The organism is Caenimonas sp. SL110 (assembly GCF_001044395.1).
Classification (GTDB): Bacteria; Pseudomonadota; Gammaproteobacteria; order Burkholderiales; family Burkholderiaceae_C; genus Ramlibacter.
Genome location: NZ_JANU01000006.1, coordinates 192,081 through 209,889, shown reverse-complemented (window position 1 = coordinate 209,889; position 17,809 = coordinate 192,081). Strand labels below are relative to the sequence as shown.

Annotated in this window: 15 protein-coding genes; 11 read left to right on the top strand and 4 right to left on the bottom strand. The window is 63.6% G+C overall.

The features are described from left to right. Window positions 1-6: 6 nt before the first annotated feature. The 5 genes from AQ12_RS21930 to AQ12_RS21925 all read left to right on the top strand — a co-directional run bounded on the left by AQ12_RS21930 (window position 7) and on the right by AQ12_RS21925 (window position 8,612). Window positions 7-1,149, top strand: coding sequence for a PP2C family protein-serine/threonine phosphatase (locus tag AQ12_RS21930; protein WP_053076558.1), 1,143 nt, complete (start codon window positions 7-9; stop codon window positions 1,147-1,149). Between the two features lie 39 nt (window positions 1,150-1,188). Continuing rightward, entirely contained in the window at window positions 1,189-1,536 is a 348-nt protein-coding gene (locus tag AQ12_RS04645; protein WP_048438678.1) for an STAS domain-containing protein, read from the top strand. Window positions 1,537-1,544: 8 nt separating this feature from the next. Then, complete coding sequence (locus AQ12_RS04640) at window positions 1,545-1,982, top strand: ATP-binding protein (RefSeq protein WP_048438751.1); 438 nt, start codon at window positions 1,545-1,547, stop codon at window positions 1,980-1,982. After that, window positions 1,979-2,242, top strand: coding sequence for a hypothetical protein (locus AQ12_RS04635; protein WP_048438677.1), 264 nt, complete (start codon window positions 1,979-1,981; stop codon window positions 2,240-2,242). Before AQ12_RS04640 ends, AQ12_RS04635 begins: the two co-directional genes overlap by 4 nt. A 214-nt stretch (window positions 2,243-2,456) precedes the next feature. Further along, the gene (locus tag AQ12_RS21925; RefSeq protein ID WP_053076556.1) at window positions 2,457-8,612 is read left to right on the top strand and encodes an ExeM/NucH family extracellular endonuclease; all 6,156 of its coding nucleotides are present in this window, start codon (window positions 2,457-2,459) and stop codon (window positions 8,610-8,612) included. Window positions 8,613-8,614: 2 nt separating this feature from the next. Here the strand turns inward: AQ12_RS21925 and AQ12_RS04620 are convergent, their stop codons facing one another. The 4 genes from AQ12_RS04620 to AQ12_RS04605 all read right to left on the bottom strand — a co-directional run bounded on the left by AQ12_RS04620 (window position 8,615) and on the right by AQ12_RS04605 (window position 12,313). Next, window positions 8,615-9,040, bottom strand: a complete 426-nt coding sequence (locus AQ12_RS04620; RefSeq protein WP_048438676.1) for a hypothetical protein — start codon at window positions 9,038-9,040, stop codon at window positions 8,615-8,617. An 80-nt stretch (window positions 9,041-9,120) separates the two neighbouring features. Beyond that, complete coding sequence (ppx, locus tag AQ12_RS04615) at window positions 9,121-10,605, bottom strand: exopolyphosphatase (protein WP_048438675.1); 1,485 nt, start codon at window positions 10,603-10,605, stop codon at window positions 9,121-9,123. 84 nt (window positions 10,606-10,689) lie between these two features. Then, the gene (locus AQ12_RS04610; protein ID WP_048438748.1) at window positions 10,690-11,808 is read right to left on the bottom strand and encodes an ABC transporter substrate-binding protein; all 1,119 of its coding nucleotides are present in this window, start codon (window positions 11,806-11,808) and stop codon (window positions 10,690-10,692) included. A 19-nt stretch (window positions 11,809-11,827) separates the two neighbouring features. After that, entirely contained in the window at window positions 11,828-12,313 is a 486-nt protein-coding gene (locus AQ12_RS04605) for a fasciclin domain-containing protein (protein WP_048438674.1), read from the bottom strand. Between the two features lie 160 nt (window positions 12,314-12,473). Between AQ12_RS04605 and pstS the strand changes: the two genes are divergently transcribed. From pstS to phoB, 6 genes are all read left to right on the top strand, one after another. After that, complete coding sequence (gene pstS / locus AQ12_RS04600; protein ID WP_048438673.1) at window positions 12,474-13,517, top strand: phosphate ABC transporter substrate-binding protein PstS; 1,044 nt, start codon at window positions 12,474-12,476, stop codon at window positions 13,515-13,517. 86 nt (window positions 13,518-13,603) lie between these two features. Next, window positions 13,604-14,614, top strand: coding sequence for a phosphate ABC transporter permease subunit PstC (gene pstC / locus AQ12_RS04595; RefSeq protein WP_082151403.1), 1,011 nt, complete (start codon window positions 13,604-13,606; stop codon window positions 14,612-14,614). A 50-nt stretch (window positions 14,615-14,664) separates the two neighbouring features. Continuing rightward, on the top strand, window positions 14,665-15,528 hold the full coding sequence (pstA, locus tag AQ12_RS04590; protein ID WP_048438746.1) for a phosphate ABC transporter permease PstA: 864 nt from the start codon (window positions 14,665-14,667) through the stop codon (window positions 15,526-15,528). Window positions 15,529-15,558: 30 nt separating this feature from the next. Further along, on the top strand, window positions 15,559-16,332 hold the full coding sequence (gene pstB, locus AQ12_RS04585; RefSeq protein WP_193387959.1) for a phosphate ABC transporter ATP-binding protein PstB: 774 nt from the start codon (window positions 15,559-15,561) through the stop codon (window positions 16,330-16,332). Window positions 16,333-16,349: 17 nt separating this feature from the next. Beyond that, the gene (gene phoU, locus AQ12_RS04580; RefSeq protein WP_048438671.1) at window positions 16,350-17,054 is read left to right on the top strand and encodes a phosphate signaling complex protein PhoU; all 705 of its coding nucleotides are present in this window, start codon (window positions 16,350-16,352) and stop codon (window positions 17,052-17,054) included. Window positions 17,055-17,066: 12 nt separating this feature from the next. Then, entirely contained in the window at window positions 17,067-17,780 is a 714-nt protein-coding gene (phoB, locus tag AQ12_RS04575) for a phosphate regulon transcriptional regulator PhoB (protein ID WP_048438670.1), read from the top strand. Window positions 17,781-17,809: the final 29 nt, after the last annotated feature.

The following is a 17,809-nucleotide window of genomic DNA, read 5'->3' as shown; positions in this document are numbered from 1 at the left end:
GGCACCGTGAGCGACGACACAAGCGGCGACATGAATCGCACCCGCGTCTTCATGACCGGGGCCTTCCAGAGCCCGGCGGCGCCGGTGGAGGAGCGCGAGCATTACCTGGTGGTGGTCGAAGGTGCGCGGGCCGGCGAGCGTATCCGGCTGCAATCCACGCCGCTGCGATTTGGCAGGGCTGCCTCGTGCGACTTCGTGGTGCCCGATACCGAGGCATCGGGCCAGCACTGCGAGATCAGCGCCGGCGCGTCCGACGTGGAGGCGCTGGTGACCGACTTGCGCTCCACCAACGGATGCTATGTCGAAGGCCGTCGCATCGAGGGTGCTGCGCGTCTTGCGAGTGGCGCGCTGCTCCAGGTCGGGCGCCACGTGTTCCGGCACGAGTGGCTCTTCAAGGGCGAAGCGCACAAGGCGCAGGAGCTGGGCCGTGACCTCGAAAAGGCAAGGCACTATGTGCAGTCGCTGTTGCCGCCACCGATCAGCAGCGGCCCTGTGCTCACCGACTGGGTGTACGAGCCGTCCACCCAGCTCGGCGGCGATGCGTTCGGTTATCTCGACCTGGGCGGCGGCCTGCTGGCGGCTTACCTGATCGACGTTTCCGGCCACGGCGTGGGCGCCGCGATGCACAGCGTCTCGGTGATGAACGTCATGAGACAGCGTGCGCTGCCTTCGACCGATTTCTCCGATCCGGCGCAGGTGCTGGCCAGCCTGAACACCATGTTTCAGATGGAGAGCCACGACGGCATGTACTTCTCGATCTGGTACGGCGTCTACGACACCGTGAGCCGGTCGTTGGTCTATGCCTCCGGCGGCCATCATCCGGCCTACCTCGCAACGCCCGCAGACCCGGCGTTGGTCGCCCTGAAAACGCGCAGCCTGATCATTGGCGCAACGCCTGCCGCACGGTTCAGCGCTGCGCGCGTGGCGGTATCGCCCGGCGCGCGTCTCTACGTCTTCAGCGACGGTGTGTTCGAGATCGTGACGCGCGACGGCGCGCAATGGGGCCTCGAAGACATCATCCCGTTGCTCCAGGCGCAACCCGAAGCGGGTGTCACTGAATCGCAAAGGCTGTACCGCAAGGTGCGCGAAGCCGCGCGAGCCGGCCCGCTGGACGATGATTTTTCAATGGTGGTTGTCACATTTTCGTAACACCACGGACATAGGCTGAGTTGGCCTCCAGGAGCACGTATGGAAATCGAAGTTGATCAGGGTTCGGCGCCAGTGAATGTCGTGAGGTTGCGCGGCCGGCTCGATTCGGCCGGAGTCGACCAGGGCGAGACCCGTTTTTCTGCCGCTGTCGTCGCCAGGGGCAAGGACACCGCAGTCGACCTGTCGGGCATCAGCTTCCTCGCGTCCATGGGCATACGCCTTTTCATCACGAGCGCGCGCGCGCTGAACCAGAAGGGCGGCCGAATGGTCCTGTTCGGCGCATCCGAGATGGTGCAAACGGTGCTGGAGCATGTGGCACTGGACCAGGTCATGCCGGTTGTCGCCACCGAAGAAGAAGCGCTTGCGCGGCTCGCCGCCGCAGCGTGATGCATGTGATGCCGGCGATTGCGCTGCGCCAGAAGGTCGCACGAGGCCGTGATGAGAGCGGTGCGGTCCGAGAGGCGGTGCTGCAATTTCTGAACCGGTCGGGCGTGGACAGCGCAACCGTCTTCAAGGTCGAGCTGATCCTTGAAGAAACATTTGTCAATCTTGCGTGGCATGCCTTCGATGACGACCTCGAACACGAGGTGGAAATCGGGATCGAGCTTGACGGGTCGCAGCTCGTGATCGTGATCTCTGACGACGGCGTCGCTTTCGATCCCACGCAGGCACCCGAACCCGCGCGACCCACATCGCTGCACGATGCAGTGCCGGGCGGCCTGGGCCTCATACTGGTTCGCAAGTTTGCGCAATCTGTCACTTATGAGCGGCGCGATGCGCGCAATCGACTCACCATCTGTCTGGCGACAGACAAACCCGGAACCGTCTCATGAGAACCATCAAATCAGCTCGACGCCTTATCGAAACCAGCCCTGACGAGCCGGCCGCACGCATCCTCGCAAGGCTGGTGTTGTCGCTGGAAACCGAAGGCCCCTTCAAGCTCAATGACCTGTACTCGCTCAGTCCCGAGCACTTCGACCTCGCGATCGACGTGCTGCGCGACTGGCGGCTTGACAGGTACTACATGAGCAAGGCAAAGCTCTTTGACGTCTCGTGGCAACTGCGTGAATTGCAGGAGGCGAGCAAGTCGTGATTCAAGTGTCGTGGAGATGACATGTTGGCGCGTTAGCCTTCATGCTTGTCTCCAGATCGGCCTCCCGATCTTTCATGCCCTGATCCATCGGTCAGGGCATTTTTTTTGGCGCGCATTCACTCGTGAATGACTGCGTACTGTCACACAACTCTCCTATGGTTCGGTGCGCCGTCGACGCATTTGTCGCCGCATGAATTCACCAAGGAGAAAAGACTTGTCCGCAGATTACTTCGACCTCGCATCCGGCAATTTCAGCCAGGACTGGACCAACGCTGGCCTGATCACCGCCAATGATTCGTGGACCGGCGTGCCTTCCATCGTCGGCTACCTCGGTGACTACGACGCCGGCACGCTTGTTGATGTGAATGCGCAGGCCGTGACCGGTGCGATGGTGACGGTGGACGTCATCGCGAACCAGGCGAACCCCAGCACCTTGACCTCCGGTGGCGTCGCCGAGTTTGCGATCACCAATCCGGTTGTCGCCCTGCAAGGCTCCGGCACCGCCGATGCGCCCAACCTGGTGATCTATCTCAATGCGACAGGACGTGAGAGCGTCACCGTGAGCTACCTGCTGCGCGACGTCGATGGCGCGGTGGACAACGCCGTGCAGCAGGTCGCATTGCAGTACCGCATTGGCGGCACGGGTTCATTCGTCAACGTGCCTGCCGCCTATGTGGCCGACGCGACCACCGGCCCCAGCGTGGCGACCCAGACCAACAGCATCTCGGTCGTCTTGCCCGCTGAAGTGAACGGGCAGGCGCAGGTTGAAGTTCGCATCATCACGACCAATGCGACCGGCAGCGACGAGTGGGTCGGCATCGACGACATCAGCGTGACCAGCAGCCCCACCGTCGCACCCGTGGCCGTGCAGACGTTCACGCCGAATGCCAGCACGACTGAAGGCAGCTCGGACGCGTCGACGGCCCTTGCGCTCGATGCCAGCTGGATGGTGGTGGCCGATGACGAGGCCAATGTGCTGCGCGTCTACCCACGCAGTGGCGGCCCGGCAGTCGCCGAGTGGAGCTACGAAACCAACGGCCCGATGCTGGCAGGCGAACTGGACCTGGAAGGTGGCACGCGCATCGGCGACACGCTGTACTTCACCGGTTCCCACAGCAACACCAAGTCGGGCGGGGAAGACAACGCACGTGAAGCGATCTTTGCTGTGACTGTCAGCGGCACGGGCGCTGCCACGCAGTTCAACTACGTGGGCAAGTTCACCGGTCTCGAAGCAGCGCTGGCCACCTGGGACAGCTCCAATGCACACGCCCTTGGCGCCAATTACTTCGGCTTCACGGCTTCCGCTGCCGCCGGTGTGGTGCCCGAAGGCGTGAACGGGTTTTCGATCGAGGGCCTCACTGCATCGCAGGACGGCACGCAGCTGTTCATCGCATTTCGCGCGCCGCAAGCTGACGGCGTGGCTCGCACCGATGCGTTGATCGTGCCGGTCAACCTTGCGGGGTTGCTGGAAGGATCGCCGGTTTTCGGCGCGCCCTTCGAACTGGATCTGGGCGGCCGGGGCATCCGCTCCATCGAGAAGGCCGCGACGGGCGGCGATTACCTGATCGTTGCCGGTCCGGCTGCCGGCGCGACATCGCTGGTCACCCATGACTTTCGCATCTTCCGCTGGGACGGCACGAGCAGCACGGCGACGCAACTCGATGTCAACCTCGACGCGCTGCGCGACACGACAGGCGGCAGCTTCGAGTCCATCGTGGAAGTGCAGAGCACCGCCCAGGGCACGCTGGTGCAACTGCTGCAGGACAACGGCGACACGATCTGGGCTGGACAGACGCTGGTCTCCAAAGACCTCGCGCCGGGCCTGCAACAGTTCCAGGGCAACTGGGTCACGCTCGGCGCGAACGTCACCGACACAGCGGCGCCGGTGCTGGCAGGCACCAGTCCATCCACCGGCTCCGCCACAGTTGGTGTTGCAGCCAACATCGTGCTGCAGTTCGACGAGGGCGTGGTGCGTGGCACGGGCAACTTCGTCATTCGCAAGGCCGCTGACGACAGCATCGTCGAGACGATTTCGGTGAATGCGGCGAACGTTGCGTTCAACTACAACGCGGTCACGATCAATCCGTCTGCGAACCTGCTGTCGACCACGGCCTACTACGTTCACGCGGACAACGGCGCGGTGATGGACCACGCGGGCAATGCATGGACCGGCCTGGCCAACACCAGCTTCAACTTCACCACGAGCCCGCCACCTCGTTTGCTCATCACCGAACTCAATTCGAATTCGGCTGGCGGTGACTTCTTCGAGCTCTACAACTACGGCACGACGCCCATCGACCTCACAGGCTGGAAGTGGGATGACGACAGCGCCAATTTCAATGACGCAGCCGCCGCCTCGTTTGCCTCCGGCACGACGCTTGCGGCTGGCCAGAAGATGATCGTGGTCAACACGGCTGATGCTGCCGCCTTCAGGACCAGCTGGGGTAGCTTGTCCGATGGAATCAAGGTCGTTGCGACCGGGGGGCCGGGCCTTGGCGGATCACCCGGCGATGCAGTGGCGGTCTTTGATGCGGGCGGCCTGCTGGTTGCGTCGCTCAGCTACAAGTCGACAACGATCACGGCCTCTGATGGTTCGACCATCTCGGCTGCCGTGCGTGCGGATGGCAATGCGCTGGTGGCAGGTCATGCCGGTATCTCGGTTGGCGCGACCGCGACCACATCGATTGTCTGGAGCGAGCAGTCCGTCGATGGTGCGACCTACAAGGCAGCCGCAGCGGGCCAGCTCGGCGGCTTTGCGGCCGGCAGCAATGTCGGCTCGCCCGGCGCACCGGCCGGCGCGGGCGTGACGACGCCCTACACGGAATCTTTCAGCACGACCCTGGGCGACTTCACCGTGTTCAGTGTGGACGCAGACGCCGCCCGCACATGGACGCGCAGTTCCGCGACCAGCACCGCCGAAGTCAACGGTTTCGGCGACTCCGCCCCGGCCAACGACTGGTTGATTTCGCGCGGCTTCGACCTCACGAAAACCGATGTCGAATACCTGAGCTTCACCACCTTCACCAACTTCGCGGATGCAGCCGGGGCCGACCCCGAGCTGCGCGTGCTCTGGTCCAGCAACTACAGCGGAAGCGGCACGCCCAGCGCCGCGACCTGGACGGAACTGAGCTACACGCCTTCACCGACGGACAGCGAAACCATCACGCCCTCCGGCCTGATCAACCTGTCGGCGATCACGGGCAACAACGTGTTCTTCGCGTTCCAGTACACGTCCTCGGGCACGGCTGGCGATAGCGCATCGCTGTGGCGCGTCGATGACGTGAAGATCGAAGGCTACGACGGGGCTGTGATGTCGATCGCTGCGGCAGATGCCAGCAAGCCAGAGGGCGACTCGGGTTCCAGATCATTCAGCTTCACGGTGACGCGCGCAGGCGATGTGTCCGGCACGTCGTCGGCCAACTGGGCTGTGAGCGGATCAGCGGTGAGCGCAGCCGACTTTGGCGGCACGCTGCCGTCCGGCACGGTGAACTTCGGCGCAAGCGAGACGGTCAAGACCATCACGGTCAATGTGACAGGTGACCTCGACATCGAGGCATCCGAAGCATTCACCGTGACGCTCTCCGGCGCTGCCGGTGCGTCGCTGGTCCAGGCAACAGCAGTCGGCACCATCGTGACCGACGATGTGCTCGTCACGAAGATCTCTGCGGTGCAGGGATCGGGCACGGCTTCGGCCATGGCAGGCCAGAGCGGCGTGACGATTGAAGGTGTGGTCACCGCATGGATGCCCAACCTGAAGGGGTTCTATGTGCAGGAGGAAGCGGCTGATGTCGACGGCAATGCCGCCACCTCCGAGGGCGTCTTCGTCTTCTACGGCAACACGGTTCCTGCGGGCCTGACAGGGGGCACGGTGGGCGATATCGTGCGTGTCACCGGTTCGGTTGCCGAGTTCAGCGGCGTCACCGAAATGACCACGCTGACGGGCTTTTCTGTCGTCACTGATCACAGCGGCGCAGCCATGCTGCCGGCTGCAATGGGCATCACGCTGCCACAGGCAAGCCAGGTCAACTGGGAGGCGGTGGAAGGCATGCTGGTGAGCATCAGTTCTGCATCCGATGGCGGCAAGCTCGTCGTCACTGACAACTTCAACCTCGCACGATACGGCCAGGTCACGCTGACTTCGGACGAGCTGATCGCGACCTACAGCGAAACGCATGCGCCCAGCACCAGCGGCTACGCGGCATGGCTTGCGCAGGTTCAGGGCGACCAGATCATCCTGGACGACGGCAACTCCGCGCAGAACCCCGATCCCCTGACGCTGGGACGAGGCGGCAATCCGCTCACGGCTGCCAACACCTTGCGCGCGGGCGACTGGGTGCAGTCGGTGACAGGCGTGGTCGATCAGTTCGCCAGTGGCAGCGAGCTGGGCTACGAGACGACCTATCGCATCCATTCGACGACCACCGTCAACTTCCAGGGCGATGCGCGCCCGACCGTAGATGACATACCCGATGCGATTGCCAACGCGGAAATCAAGATCGCTTCGGCCAATGTGCTGAACTACTTCACCACGCTGGGTTCGGCGAATTTCACGACACCCAACGGCACCACGCACGAAGGACGCGGCGCCAACAACGCCCTGGAGTTCGATCGCCAGCAAGACAAGATCGTTGCGAACCTGCTGTCGCTCGATGCCGATGTCGTCGGACTGATGGAGATGCAGAACAACGGCTTTGCCGATGGCTCAAGCGCCATCGACTCGCTGGTCGATGCGCTCAACGCGATTGCAGGCGCGGGAACGTACGCCTACATCTCCGGTGCCTACATCGACGGCAACGGCGCGCCTGCGCCGACGGCCGGTGACGACGCGATCATGGTTGCCATCGTGTACAAGCCCGCAAGCGTCACGCCAGTGGGCAGCGCCGCCGTGCCGGACGTGACCGATCCTGCGTGGGATGCGTTCACTGCAACGTACGGCAGTCGCGTGCCGGTTGCGCAGACCTTCCGCTCGAATGCTGACGACGAAATCTTCACCGTGGTCGTGAATCACTTCAAGTCCAAGGGCAGCGTCATCGACCCCGACATCGGCGACGGGCAGGGCGCCAACAACCTGGCGCGAATGGAAGCGGCTCAGCAACTCACCGCGTGGCTGGCGACCAACCCGACTGGCACCGCCGATTCGGACGTGCTCCTCATCGGTGACCTGAACGCTTACGGCATGGAAGACCCCATCACCTATCTCGAAGCCAATGGCTACGACAAGGTGTCGACCGGCTACTCCTATTCGTTCGACGGCCTCTGGGGCTCGCTCGATCACGCCCTGTCCAGCGACTCGCTGACGGGCCAGGTCGCGGGTACCTACAAGTGGGGCATCAACGCGCAGGAGCCGGGCGTGCTCGACTACAACACCGAGTTCAAGAGCACAACACAGGACTCGCTGTTCTATTCGCCCGATGCGTATCGCTCCAGCGACCACAACCCCATCCTCATCGGCCTGAACCTCGATTCGGGAACGGTGATCAGCGGGACATCGGACGATGATTTCCTGCTGGGCGACATTGGCAGCGACACGCTGGAGGGCGGCAGCGGTCGCGACACCATCGATGGCGGCGCGGGGATCGACAGCATGGCGGGTGGCTCCGGCAACGACAGGTTCATCGTGCGCGAGGTGGGCGACGAGGTCATCGAATTCGAGGCAGAGGGCAAGGACACCGTATACAGCTACATCACCTACACGCTGGGCGCCAACGTCGAAAAGCTCATCCTGCTGGGTGACGGCGACATCGCCGGCACCGGCAATGCAGGTCCCAACCGCATCGACGGCAACTCAGGCGACAACGAGCTGCGTGGCGGCGGCGGGCGTGACACGCTGCGCGGCGGCGAGGGCGATGACAGCTACTTTGTCGATGGCAGCCCCGATCGCGTGGAGGAACTGGAAGATGCGGGTCATGACACCGTCTACAGCAGCGCGCAAAGCGTCGATCTGGCCAGGAATGTCGAAGACCTGGTGCTTGTCGGCGGCGGCGTGGAAGGCATCGGCAACAAGCTGGACAACTGGCTGCAGGGCAATGACCTGGACAACGTGCTGCAGGGCCGCCAGGGCGACGACACCATCGATGGCGGCGCAGGTGCTGACCGCCTGTCGGGCGGACGCGGCTCCGACCTCTTCAGCTTCAGCTCGGGTAGCGGAATCGATGTGGTGACCGACTTCGACGCGGACGACCGCATCCTGCTGGAGATGGGCCTGAACAAGAGCGCAATCGCCACGCCATCACAGGCGCTGGCCGCGACCAGCTACGAGTGGGGCAATGCCGTCATCGACCTGGGCGGCGGCAACTACCTGACGCTGCTTGGCGTTGCCCAGGGCGAGCTGAACCCGAACAGTTTCATGTTCGAAGTCATGCCTGGGTGAGGCTAGTCCTTGGCGGGGCGTCCGGTCTTGATCGCAGGAACGGCCGCCACGGCTGCAAGCAGGGCGCTGTCGGACATCGCGGCAAGCGCCTTGATGCCGGCGCGCAGCAGTTCGCTTTTCTTGGCCGACAAACCTGCCCGGGCCACCCGCTGCTTCAGTTCGTCGAGAACGGCGTATTCGGGCTTGGGGATGGTGAAGCTGTCGCGCACGAGCTTGGCCTTTTTGGGCTTGGCAGGTGGGACGGCTGCGGGAATGCGGGTGGATGGCGCCGGGGCTGTGGCCGCCGGCGCAGGCTCTGGAGCTGGCTTGGCCGTTCGCGCGGGTTTGGCCACCTGAGCGGGTTTGGCTTTGGCCGCTACCTTCTTTGCTGCTGCCTTCTTCGCTGTTGCGTTGACTTTGCCGGCCGGGACCTTCTTCGTGGTTGCCACGGGTGTTGCCCTGAAATTAACGGTTTATACAGTTTATACCGTTTTCAGATACGGCCAATTGGCAGGCACGGCCGTGGTGCTCAGGAGACTGCCAGCACCCAGGGTGTTTTTTGCCAGGCAACGACCTCTTCGCCAAGCAGGTGCGCTGATTGCGGATACGCCTTCTTCCATTCGGTGCGAAGCGCGATCGTGACTTCGCGCCGCAGCGCCCGGACCTGTATGCCCTTGAGGTCCGGCTCGCGCCGCGCGTGGCACAGCACGACCGCCAGCCGCAGCGCCAGCAACTGGTGGACGAACTCCTCGTCTTCGAAGTCCGCTGCAAGTTTGCGCAGCTTGCCGCGATGGCCCAGCACCAGCAGTCCCAGCCGGTGCAGTTCGGGCTGCGCGAAGCCCGCTGCGTCTGCGTTATCCAGGATGTAGGCGCCGTGCTTGTGATAGTCGCTGTGCGAGATCACGCTGCCGATTTCGTGCAATTGCGCGGCCCATTCGAGCTTGCGCTCCAGCCCTTCGAGTTCGGCCGGATCGTCACCCGCGCGCAGCTGCCTCAGGAAGTGGCGCGCGACCTTGCCGACCCGCTGCGCCTGGGCGGTGTCGGCTTCAAACTTGGCAGCGAGCCGCTTCACGGTGGTGGAGCGGATGTCTGACTCGCCATGCTCGCGGTCGAGCAGGTCGTAAAGCGCGCCGTGGCGTAACGCGCCCTGGGCGGCATGCAATTTGTCGATGCCCAGCAGGTCGAACACTGCCAGCAGCACGCTCAGGCCGCCGCCGATCACCGGCCTGCGGTCTTCTTTCAGGCCCTCGATGCGGACGCGGTCGGCGGTGCGTGCGGACAGCAACTGTTCGCGCAGCCAGTCAAGACCCTCGCGCGTGACGACGCCGCCCGGCCTGCCGGAGACAGCCAGGATGTCCGCGACGGCGCCAATCGTTCCCGACGAGCCATAGGCGAGGTCCCAGCGGCTGCGGTCGTAGGCTGTGAGCGCTTCGTCGAGCACCGCCTTGGCGGCGATTTCGGCCTGCGCGAACGCCTGTTCGGTGAACGCACCATTCGGAAAATATCTCATCGACCAGGCCACGCTACCCACCCGATAGCTCTCCACGACCTGCGCGTCGAACCGCTGCCCCAGGATGAGTTCGGTGGAGCGTCCGCCGATGTCCACCACCAGGCGGCGCTCGTCGGACTGCGGCAGCAGGCGGGCCACGCCCTGATAGATCAGGCGCGCTTCCTCGCGCCCGGAAATCACCTCGATCGGAAAGCCGAGGACCTGGTTCGCACGGGCAAGAAATTCATCGCGGTTGCGCGCCTCGCGCAGGGTCTGCGTGGCGACTGCCCGCACCTGCGACTTGCGAAAGCCCGCCAGCCGCTCGCCGAAGCGGGCCAGGCAGTCCCAGCCGCGCTGCATGGCGTCGGGCGTGAGGTTGCGTGACTCATCCAGGCCGTTGCCTTGCCGGACGGTCTCTTTGAGGTACTCGGTGCGATGGATCTGGCCGTGGTCGAGTCGACCGATTTCAAGCCTGAAACTGTTGGAGCCGAGGTCGACGGCGGCGAGCAGGGTTCCGTTTTGCATGCGGGGAAAGGGGTTGCGGCCAGCATAGCATCGCACTTGCCGGCCGTGTGTCGGTGCTGGCGCGACAACACCAATGGCTTGCGATCAGCCGATCACTCGTCCGTCCATCGTGAGCATGCTCTGCGTGACAAAGGTCCCGCTGCGGCGGCGCGGATCGAAGCTCACGCGATAACCGCCGATGTCGACGTTCGCGCGCCGCTGGAAGGCCGCCAGCACGTTCTGGCGCGTCATGGCCCCTTCGATGTCGTTCAACACTTCATAGGTGTAGCGCGCAGCGATGAAACCGGCCAGGCTGAGCGGCGTGGGCGGCTCGTCGAACAGGCGGCCGAGCACCTCGCGATACTGCCGCACGACTGGCAAGGTCGCGTTGACCATCGGCACTGCCTGGGTCGCGATCACCGGTGTGTGGCGAGCGGCGCCCATCTGCACCATCGTTTGCAGGTTGACATCGGCCAGTGCAACGACATAGCGCTGGCGCGATTGCGTCTCCAGCCCCTGCGTGAATTGCACCAGCTCAGGCGTGCCGCCGACAAACAGCAAGATGGCTGGCGTCGTCTGGGTCAGCTTGCGGCCGAGCTGCGCGAGATCGCCGTTGGCCCGATAAGTCTGCAGCCGCAGCTTGAGGTCGGCTGCAGTACGCGAGAAGTCTTCCTGGTAGGCAGCGTATTCCACCGATGTTGCGTAGATGACGCCCACTTCCTGGACGCTCATCACCGACAGGGACTTCAGTGCGTGCGCCATCTGTTGCTGGCGCGCGGCAAATATCGGGAAGGTGCGCTCGTCGATCTCGCCGGAGGAGTTCTGCAGCCAGGGCGCGGCATGTGCAATGGCTACCTGGTCCTGTCGCAGCGCCGCAGTGAGCTGGCCCGCGGCGATGTCGCCGGCTGTGCCGGACAGGACCACGCAGGCGGCGTTCTCCTTGATGCTGGCGACGGCCGCCTTCATGCTTGCTGCGGTGCCATCGACTTCGATCGACTGGTGCGCCACCTGGCGCCCGCGCACACCGCCCCGGGCGTTGATGTCCTGCCAGGCAGCGCGCGATCCGATGACGAAGTCTTTCGAGACATCCTGCTGGCCGGCCGATGTGTCGCTGACCTGCACCACGACCAGGCCGCGCCCGCCCGGCGATTTGGCCGACTGGGCGGCTGCGAGGCCTGTCAGCGCCAAGGCGCCGCCCGCCAGGAGGACCTCCCGGCGATTCATGGAAAAGCGCTTCACCTGATCAGCGAGCTGCAGGCGGCATCAGCACGCGGTCAACCGTGTGCACGACGCCGTTGGTGGCCATGATGTCGGCTTTCTGGACCATCGCGTCTTCGACCGTGACGAACTCGCCTGCCTTGGAGAGCGCGATGTTGGCACCCTGGGCGGTCTTGGCATTGCCCGGCTTGACTTGCGCTGCGGTGACCTTGGCCGGCAGCACGTGGTAACTGAGAACGGCCTTCAGGCGTGCCGGATTGGCTGCCAGCTCATCCATTGTTTTGGCCGGAACGGATTTGAACGCATCATTGGTCGGCGCGAACACGGTGTAAGGGCCGGCAGCCTTCAGGGTATCGGACAGGCCGGCCTTGACGACCAGGCCGCTCAGCGTGCTCAGGTTCGGGTCGCGGGCGATCGTGTCGGCGACACTGACCGGGGTACTGTTGGGTTGCGTTGCGCATGCAGCGACAAGGACCAGGGGTGCGAAGATGGCAAGGCGGGCATTGAACATGGGTTCCTCCAGTGGATTTGTTGCCGCCGAGCTTAGATAAAGGCCGTGACAAATACATGACGGCGGCAAGTCAAAATCGTGACAAAACCCTGTCACGTAGATGTCACAAAACATTCTTAGAGTCGCGTCAACGCAGTCACAACCAACCTGAGGTGAACCCATGACGTTTCGCATTCGTACCGCTCTGCTCGGCGCAGCAGCTTTCTCCCTGACGGGCCTTGCATCCGTGGCGCAGGCCCAGGAAGTCACCGGCGCAGGCGCAACCTTCCCGGCGCCCCTGTATGCCAAGTGGGCTTCCGATTACAACAAGGCCACCGGCATCCGCATCAACTACCAGTCCGTCGGCTCCGGCGCTGGCATTCGCCAGATCGACGCCAAGACGGTTGCGTTCGGTGCATCCGACATGCCGCTCAAGGACGAAGACCTGGCCAAGAAGGGCCAGATGCAGTTCCCGACCGTGATCGGCGGCGTGGTTCCTGTCGTCAACATCAAGGGCATCGCACCCGGCCAGATGAAGCTGACGGGCCAGGTGCTCGCCGATATCTACCTGGCCAAGATCACCAAGTGGAACGACCCCGCGATTGCAGCGCTCAACCCGGGCGTGCCGTTGCCTGACGCGGCGATCTCGCCAGTGCGCCGCGCTGACGGATCGGGCACCACCTTCATCTTCACGAATTACCTGTCCAAGGTCAGCCCTGACTGGAAAGCCAAGGTCGGCGAAGGCACCGCAGTGAACTGGCCCACGGGCGCAGGCGGCAAGGGCAACGAAGGCGTCGCCGCTTTCGTGGGCCGTCTTCCCAACTCGATCGGCTATGTCGAGTACGCCTACGTCAAGCAGAACAAGATGACCTACACGCTGCTCAAGAACCGCGACGGCAACTTCGTGCCACCGAGCGACAGCGCCTTCAAGGCCGCTGCAGCGGGCGCCGACTGGAACAAGACTTTCTACCAGATCACCACCGACCAGCCGGGCAAGGATGCATGGCCGCTCACCAACCCGACCTACGTCATCATGTACAAGGTCCAGGACAAGCCGGCAGAGGCGGCAGCAGCGCTCAAGTTCTTCGACTGGGCGATGAAGAACGGCGACAAGACGGCTGACGACCTCGACTACGTGCCGATGCCAGTCACCGTGAAAGCGCAGATCGAAAAGGCATGGTCCGAGATCAAGGACAGCGCCGGCAAGCCGATCGCGTACAAGTAAGCAGAGCAGCCCACCGGCCCAGCATCCCTGACAGCGACTACTGAGGAGGGGCCTTGTCCTCTACACTTCCCGCCCATGAAGGCTCCATGCAATTCCCGGATCGGCCGGCTGGCGTGCAACGGCGTGGCCGCGACATGACCCCGCCCCAGCCACGCTCGGCAGGTTTCGGCGCTATCGCCGACCGGCTCTTCGGATGGGCGGCCAAGGGGGCTGCGCTCATTACCCTCGGGTTGCTGCTCGCCATCCTCATATCGCTGTTCATCGGGGCCTGGCCGGCCATCGAAAAGTACGGATTGGGATTCCTCACCAACAGCGTGTGGGACCCGGTCAACAACGAGTACGGCGGCCTGGTGATGATCTACGGCACGATCGCCACGTCGCTGATCGCGCTGGTGATTGCAGTGCCGGTGAGTTTCGGCATTGCGCTGTTTCTGACGGAGCTGTCGCCCTCGTGGCTCAAGCGCCCGCTGGGCACGGCGATCGAGCTGCTCGCGGCAGTGCCTTCGATTGTGTACGGCATGTGGGGCCTGCTGGTGTTCGGCCCCATCCTCGCTACCTACGTGCAGCAACCGCTGCAGACGCTTTTTTCCGGCGTGCCGTATCTGGGTGCGCTGGTGTCAGGCCCTCCGGTGGGCATCGGCATCCTGTCCGCCGGGATCATCCTGGCGATCATGATCATTCCGTATATCGCGTCCGTGATGCGCGACGTGTTCGACGTGACACCGCCCATGCTCAAGGAGTCGGCGTATGCGCTGGGCTCCACGACCTGGGAAGTTGTTTCCAAGGTGGTCTTGCCCTACACGAAGGCCGGCGTGGTCGGCGGCATCATGCTGGGCCTGGGCCGCGCGCTGGGCGAGACGATGGCAGTGACATTCGTCATCGGCAACTTCAACCAGCTCGATTCGCTGTCGCTGTTCCAGGCAGCCAACAGCATCACTTCGGCGCTCGCCAATGAATTCGCAGAAGCGGCAAGCGGCTTGCACCAGGCAGCACTGATCTATCTGGGCCTGGTGCTGTTCTTCATCACCTTCGTGGTGCTGTCGCTGTCCAAGCTGATGCTGGCACGGCTGCGCCGCAACGAGGGAGCCAAGTCATGAGCGACGTCACCGGCGGGGCAAGCGGAACGGGCGGAACGGGCGAGACGCTGATGCGCAAGGCCGATGCAGCGCTGTTGCGCGAGCGGATGTATGCATCGCGAAAGCGCGTCAACAAGGTTGCGCTGACCCTGTCGCTGATGGCGATGGCCTTCGGCGTGTTCTGGCTGGTCTGGATTCTCTGGGAGACCGTGACCCTGGGCATCAGCGGCCTGACGCTGGCCACGTTCACCCAGATGACGCCTCCGCCCAACGAGGCAGGCGGCATCGCCAATGCGCTGTGGGGATCGTTCCTCATGGTGATGCTGGCGACGTTCATCGGCACGCCGATCGGCATCATGGCCGGCATCTATCTGGCGGAGTACGACGTGAAGGGCTGGCTCGGCTCCCTCACCCGCTTTGTCAACGACATCCTGCTGTCGGCACCTTCCATCGTGATCGGCCTGTTCGTGTATGCGGTGGTCGTCGCGCGCTTCAAGTCATTTTCCGGTTGGGCCGGTGTGATTGCGCTGGCGCTCATCGTGATTCCGGTGGTCATCCGAACCACCGAAGGCATGCTGATGCTGATTCCGCCGGGCCTGCGCGAAGCGGCCTACGCGCTCGGCGCGCCGAAATGGAAAGTCATCACCAGCATCACGCTCAAGGCTGCGCGCGCCGGTGTGGTCACCGGTGTGTTGCTGGCGGTGGCGCGTATCGCGGGTGAAACAGCGCCCTTGCTGTTCACCGCCTTGAACAACCAGTTCTTCACCTCGAACCTGGGCGAGCCGATGGCCAGCCTGCCGGTGACGATTTTCAAGTTCGCGATGAGCCCGTACGAGAACTGGCAAAAGCTCGCGTGGGCAGGCGTCTTCATCATCACGGCCGCTGTCCTTGCACTCAACATCCTTGCCCGTGTCGTCACGCGCAACAAGCTCTGACGCACAGGGCCAATGAACACCATGAATACGATGACGCTGCCTTCCACTACTGCATCGAAGATCTCGGTCAAGGACCTGAACTTCTACTACGGCAAGTTCCACGCGCTCAAGGGCATCAACCTGGAAATCCCGGAAAAGAAGGTCACTGCCTTCATCGGACCTTCCGGCTGCGGCAAGTCCACCTTGCTGCGCACCTTCAATCGCATGTTCGAGCTGTACCCCGAGCAGCGCGCCGAAGGCGAAATCACCATCGACGGCGAGAACCTGCTCACCTCCAAAAAAGATGTCGCACTGATTCGCGCGCGCATCGGCATGGTGTTCCAGAAGCCCACGCCGTTTCCGATGTCGATCTACGACAACATTGCATTTGGTGTGCGACTGTTTGAAAACCTCGGCGGCGTCGACATGGACGAGCGCGTCGAATGGGCGCTGCGCAAGGCTGCTCTGTGGGGCGAGGTCAAGGACAAGCTGGCGCAAAGCGGCGCCGGTCTGTCGGGCGGCCAGCAGCAGCGGCTTTGCATTGCACGCGGCATCGCGATCAAGCCCGAGGTGCTGCTGCTCGATGAGCCCTGTTCGGCGCTGGACCCGATCTCCACGGCCAAGATCGAAGAGCTGATTGCCGAACTCAAGACCGACTACACGGTGGTCATCGTCACCCACAACATGCAGCAGGCCGCGCGCTGCAGCGACTACACGGCCTACATGTACCTGGGCGACCTGGTCGAAGTGGGCGAGACCGAACAGATCTTCTTCAAGCCCAAGCGCCGTGAGACCGAGGATTACATTACTGGCCGTTTCGGCTGAACGCGGGGAGCAACAACATGCCCGACAAGCACCTATCCACCCAGTTCGACAGCGAACTCAACAGTGTCTCTTCCCGCGTCATGGAACTCGGGGGCCTGGTCGAATCGCAGATTCGCCATGCGATGTATGCGCTGTCGCAGTTCAGCGCCGAGTCGGCGACGACCGTGATCGAGATTGAACTGCAGGTCAACGCGTTGGAAGTCGAGATCGACCGCGAGCTGTCGTCGATAATCGCGCGTCGCCAGCCCACGGCGCGTGACCTGCGCCTGTTGATGTCGATTTCCAAGACCACGGCCAACCTCGAGCGCGTGGGCGATGAGGCCGAGAAGATCGCACGCATGGTGCAGTCCATCATCAGCAAGAGCGGCGCTGTACGCACGCTGCCGTCCTCGGAGCTGCGGGTCGCCTTTGAACTGGCGGCCAAGTTGCTGCGCAAGGCGCTGGATGCGTTCGCGCGGCTGGACACCGTGACGGCCGTTGCCATCCTCAAGGAAGACGACGAGATCGACAAGGAGTTCGATGGTTTCGTGCGCAAGCTCATCACCTACATGATGGAAGACCCGCGCACGATTTCGGCCAGCCTGGATTTGCTGTTCCTTGCCAAGGCCATCGAGCGCATCGGCGATCACGCCAAGAACATTGCCGAATTCATCATCTACGTCGTCAAGGGCGCTGATGTGCGCCACGCCACGATGGAGCAGGTCGAATCGGCCATCAAGTAGTACCGGACATCCATGAAGAATCTGCCCCGCATTTTGATCGTCGAGGACGAGCCGTCCATCGCGGAACTGATTGCCGTGAACCTGCGCCACAACGGGTTCCAGCCCGTGTGGGCAGAAGACGGCGAGTCCGCGCAGCGCGAGATCGACGCGGTGCTGCCCGATGCCATCCTGCTCGACTGGATGCTGCCGGGACAAAGCGGCCTGAGCCTGGCGCGCAAGTGGCGTGCCGACGCTCGAACCCGGCCCGTTCCCATCCTCATGCTCACGGCCCGGGGCGATGAGCCAGACAAGATCGCGGGGCTGGACGCTGGCGCCGACGACTACATCACCAAGCCGTTCTCCACGCAGGAGATGCTGGCCCGCATCCGTGCAGTGCTGCGTCGCCGCGCGCCCGAACAGGTGAGCGATACCGTCAAGGCCGGGCACCTGGCGCTGGACGCCGCCACGCATCGCGTCACCTGGCACGACAAGCCGGTCAAGGTCGGGCCGACGGAGTTCAAGCTGCTGCATTTCCTCATGAAGCATCCTGAGCGCGTACACAGCCGCTCGCAGTTGCTCGACAAGGTTTGGGGCGACCATGTCTTCATCGAAGAGCGCACGGTCGATGTTCACGTCAAGCGCCTGCGCGAGTCGCTGGGCAGCGCGGGAACCATGATCGAGACCGTGCGGGGAGCGGGCTACCGCCTGACCCATGACGTGCGCGCCACGCAGGGGTCACCAGCCTGAGTCTGGCGCGCTGACACCTTCGCTTCGGA

Excerpts from the sequence above, each read along its gene's own strand:
- AQ12_RS04645 (WP_048438678.1), top strand. The coding sequence starts at position 1,189 with ATGGAAATCGAAGTTGATCAGGGTTCGGCGCCAGTGAATGTCGTGAGG.
- AQ12_RS04640 (WP_048438751.1), top strand. The coding sequence starts at position 1,545 with ATGCCGGCGATTGCGCTGCGCCAGAAGGTCGCACGAGGCCGTGATGAG.
- AQ12_RS04635 (WP_048438677.1), top strand. The coding sequence starts at position 1,979 with ATGAGAACCATCAAATCAGCTCGACGCCTTATCGAAACCAGCCCTGAC.
- ppx (WP_048438675.1), bottom strand. The coding sequence starts at position 10,605 with ATGCAAAACGGAACCCTGCTCGCCGCCGTCGACCTCGGCTCCAACAGT.
- AQ12_RS04610 (WP_048438748.1), bottom strand. The coding sequence starts at position 11,808 with ATGAATCGCCGGGAGGTCCTCCTGGCGGGCGGCGCCTTGGCGCTGACA.
- AQ12_RS04605 (WP_048438674.1), bottom strand. The coding sequence starts at position 12,313 with ATGTTCAATGCCCGCCTTGCCATCTTCGCACCCCTGGTCCTTGTCGCT.
- pstS (WP_048438673.1), top strand. The coding sequence starts at position 12,474 with ATGACGTTTCGCATTCGTACCGCTCTGCTCGGCGCAGCAGCTTTCTCC.
- pstC (WP_082151403.1), top strand. The coding sequence starts at position 13,604 with ATGCAATTCCCGGATCGGCCGGCTGGCGTGCAACGGCGTGGCCGCGAC.
- pstA (WP_048438746.1), top strand. The coding sequence starts at position 14,665 with ATGCGCAAGGCCGATGCAGCGCTGTTGCGCGAGCGGATGTATGCATCG.
- pstB (WP_193387959.1), top strand. The coding sequence starts at position 15,559 with ATGACGCTGCCTTCCACTACTGCATCGAAGATCTCGGTCAAGGACCTG.
- phoU (WP_048438671.1), top strand. The coding sequence starts at position 16,350 with ATGCCCGACAAGCACCTATCCACCCAGTTCGACAGCGAACTCAACAGT.
- phoB (WP_048438670.1), top strand. The coding sequence starts at position 17,067 with ATGAAGAATCTGCCCCGCATTTTGATCGTCGAGGACGAGCCGTCCATC.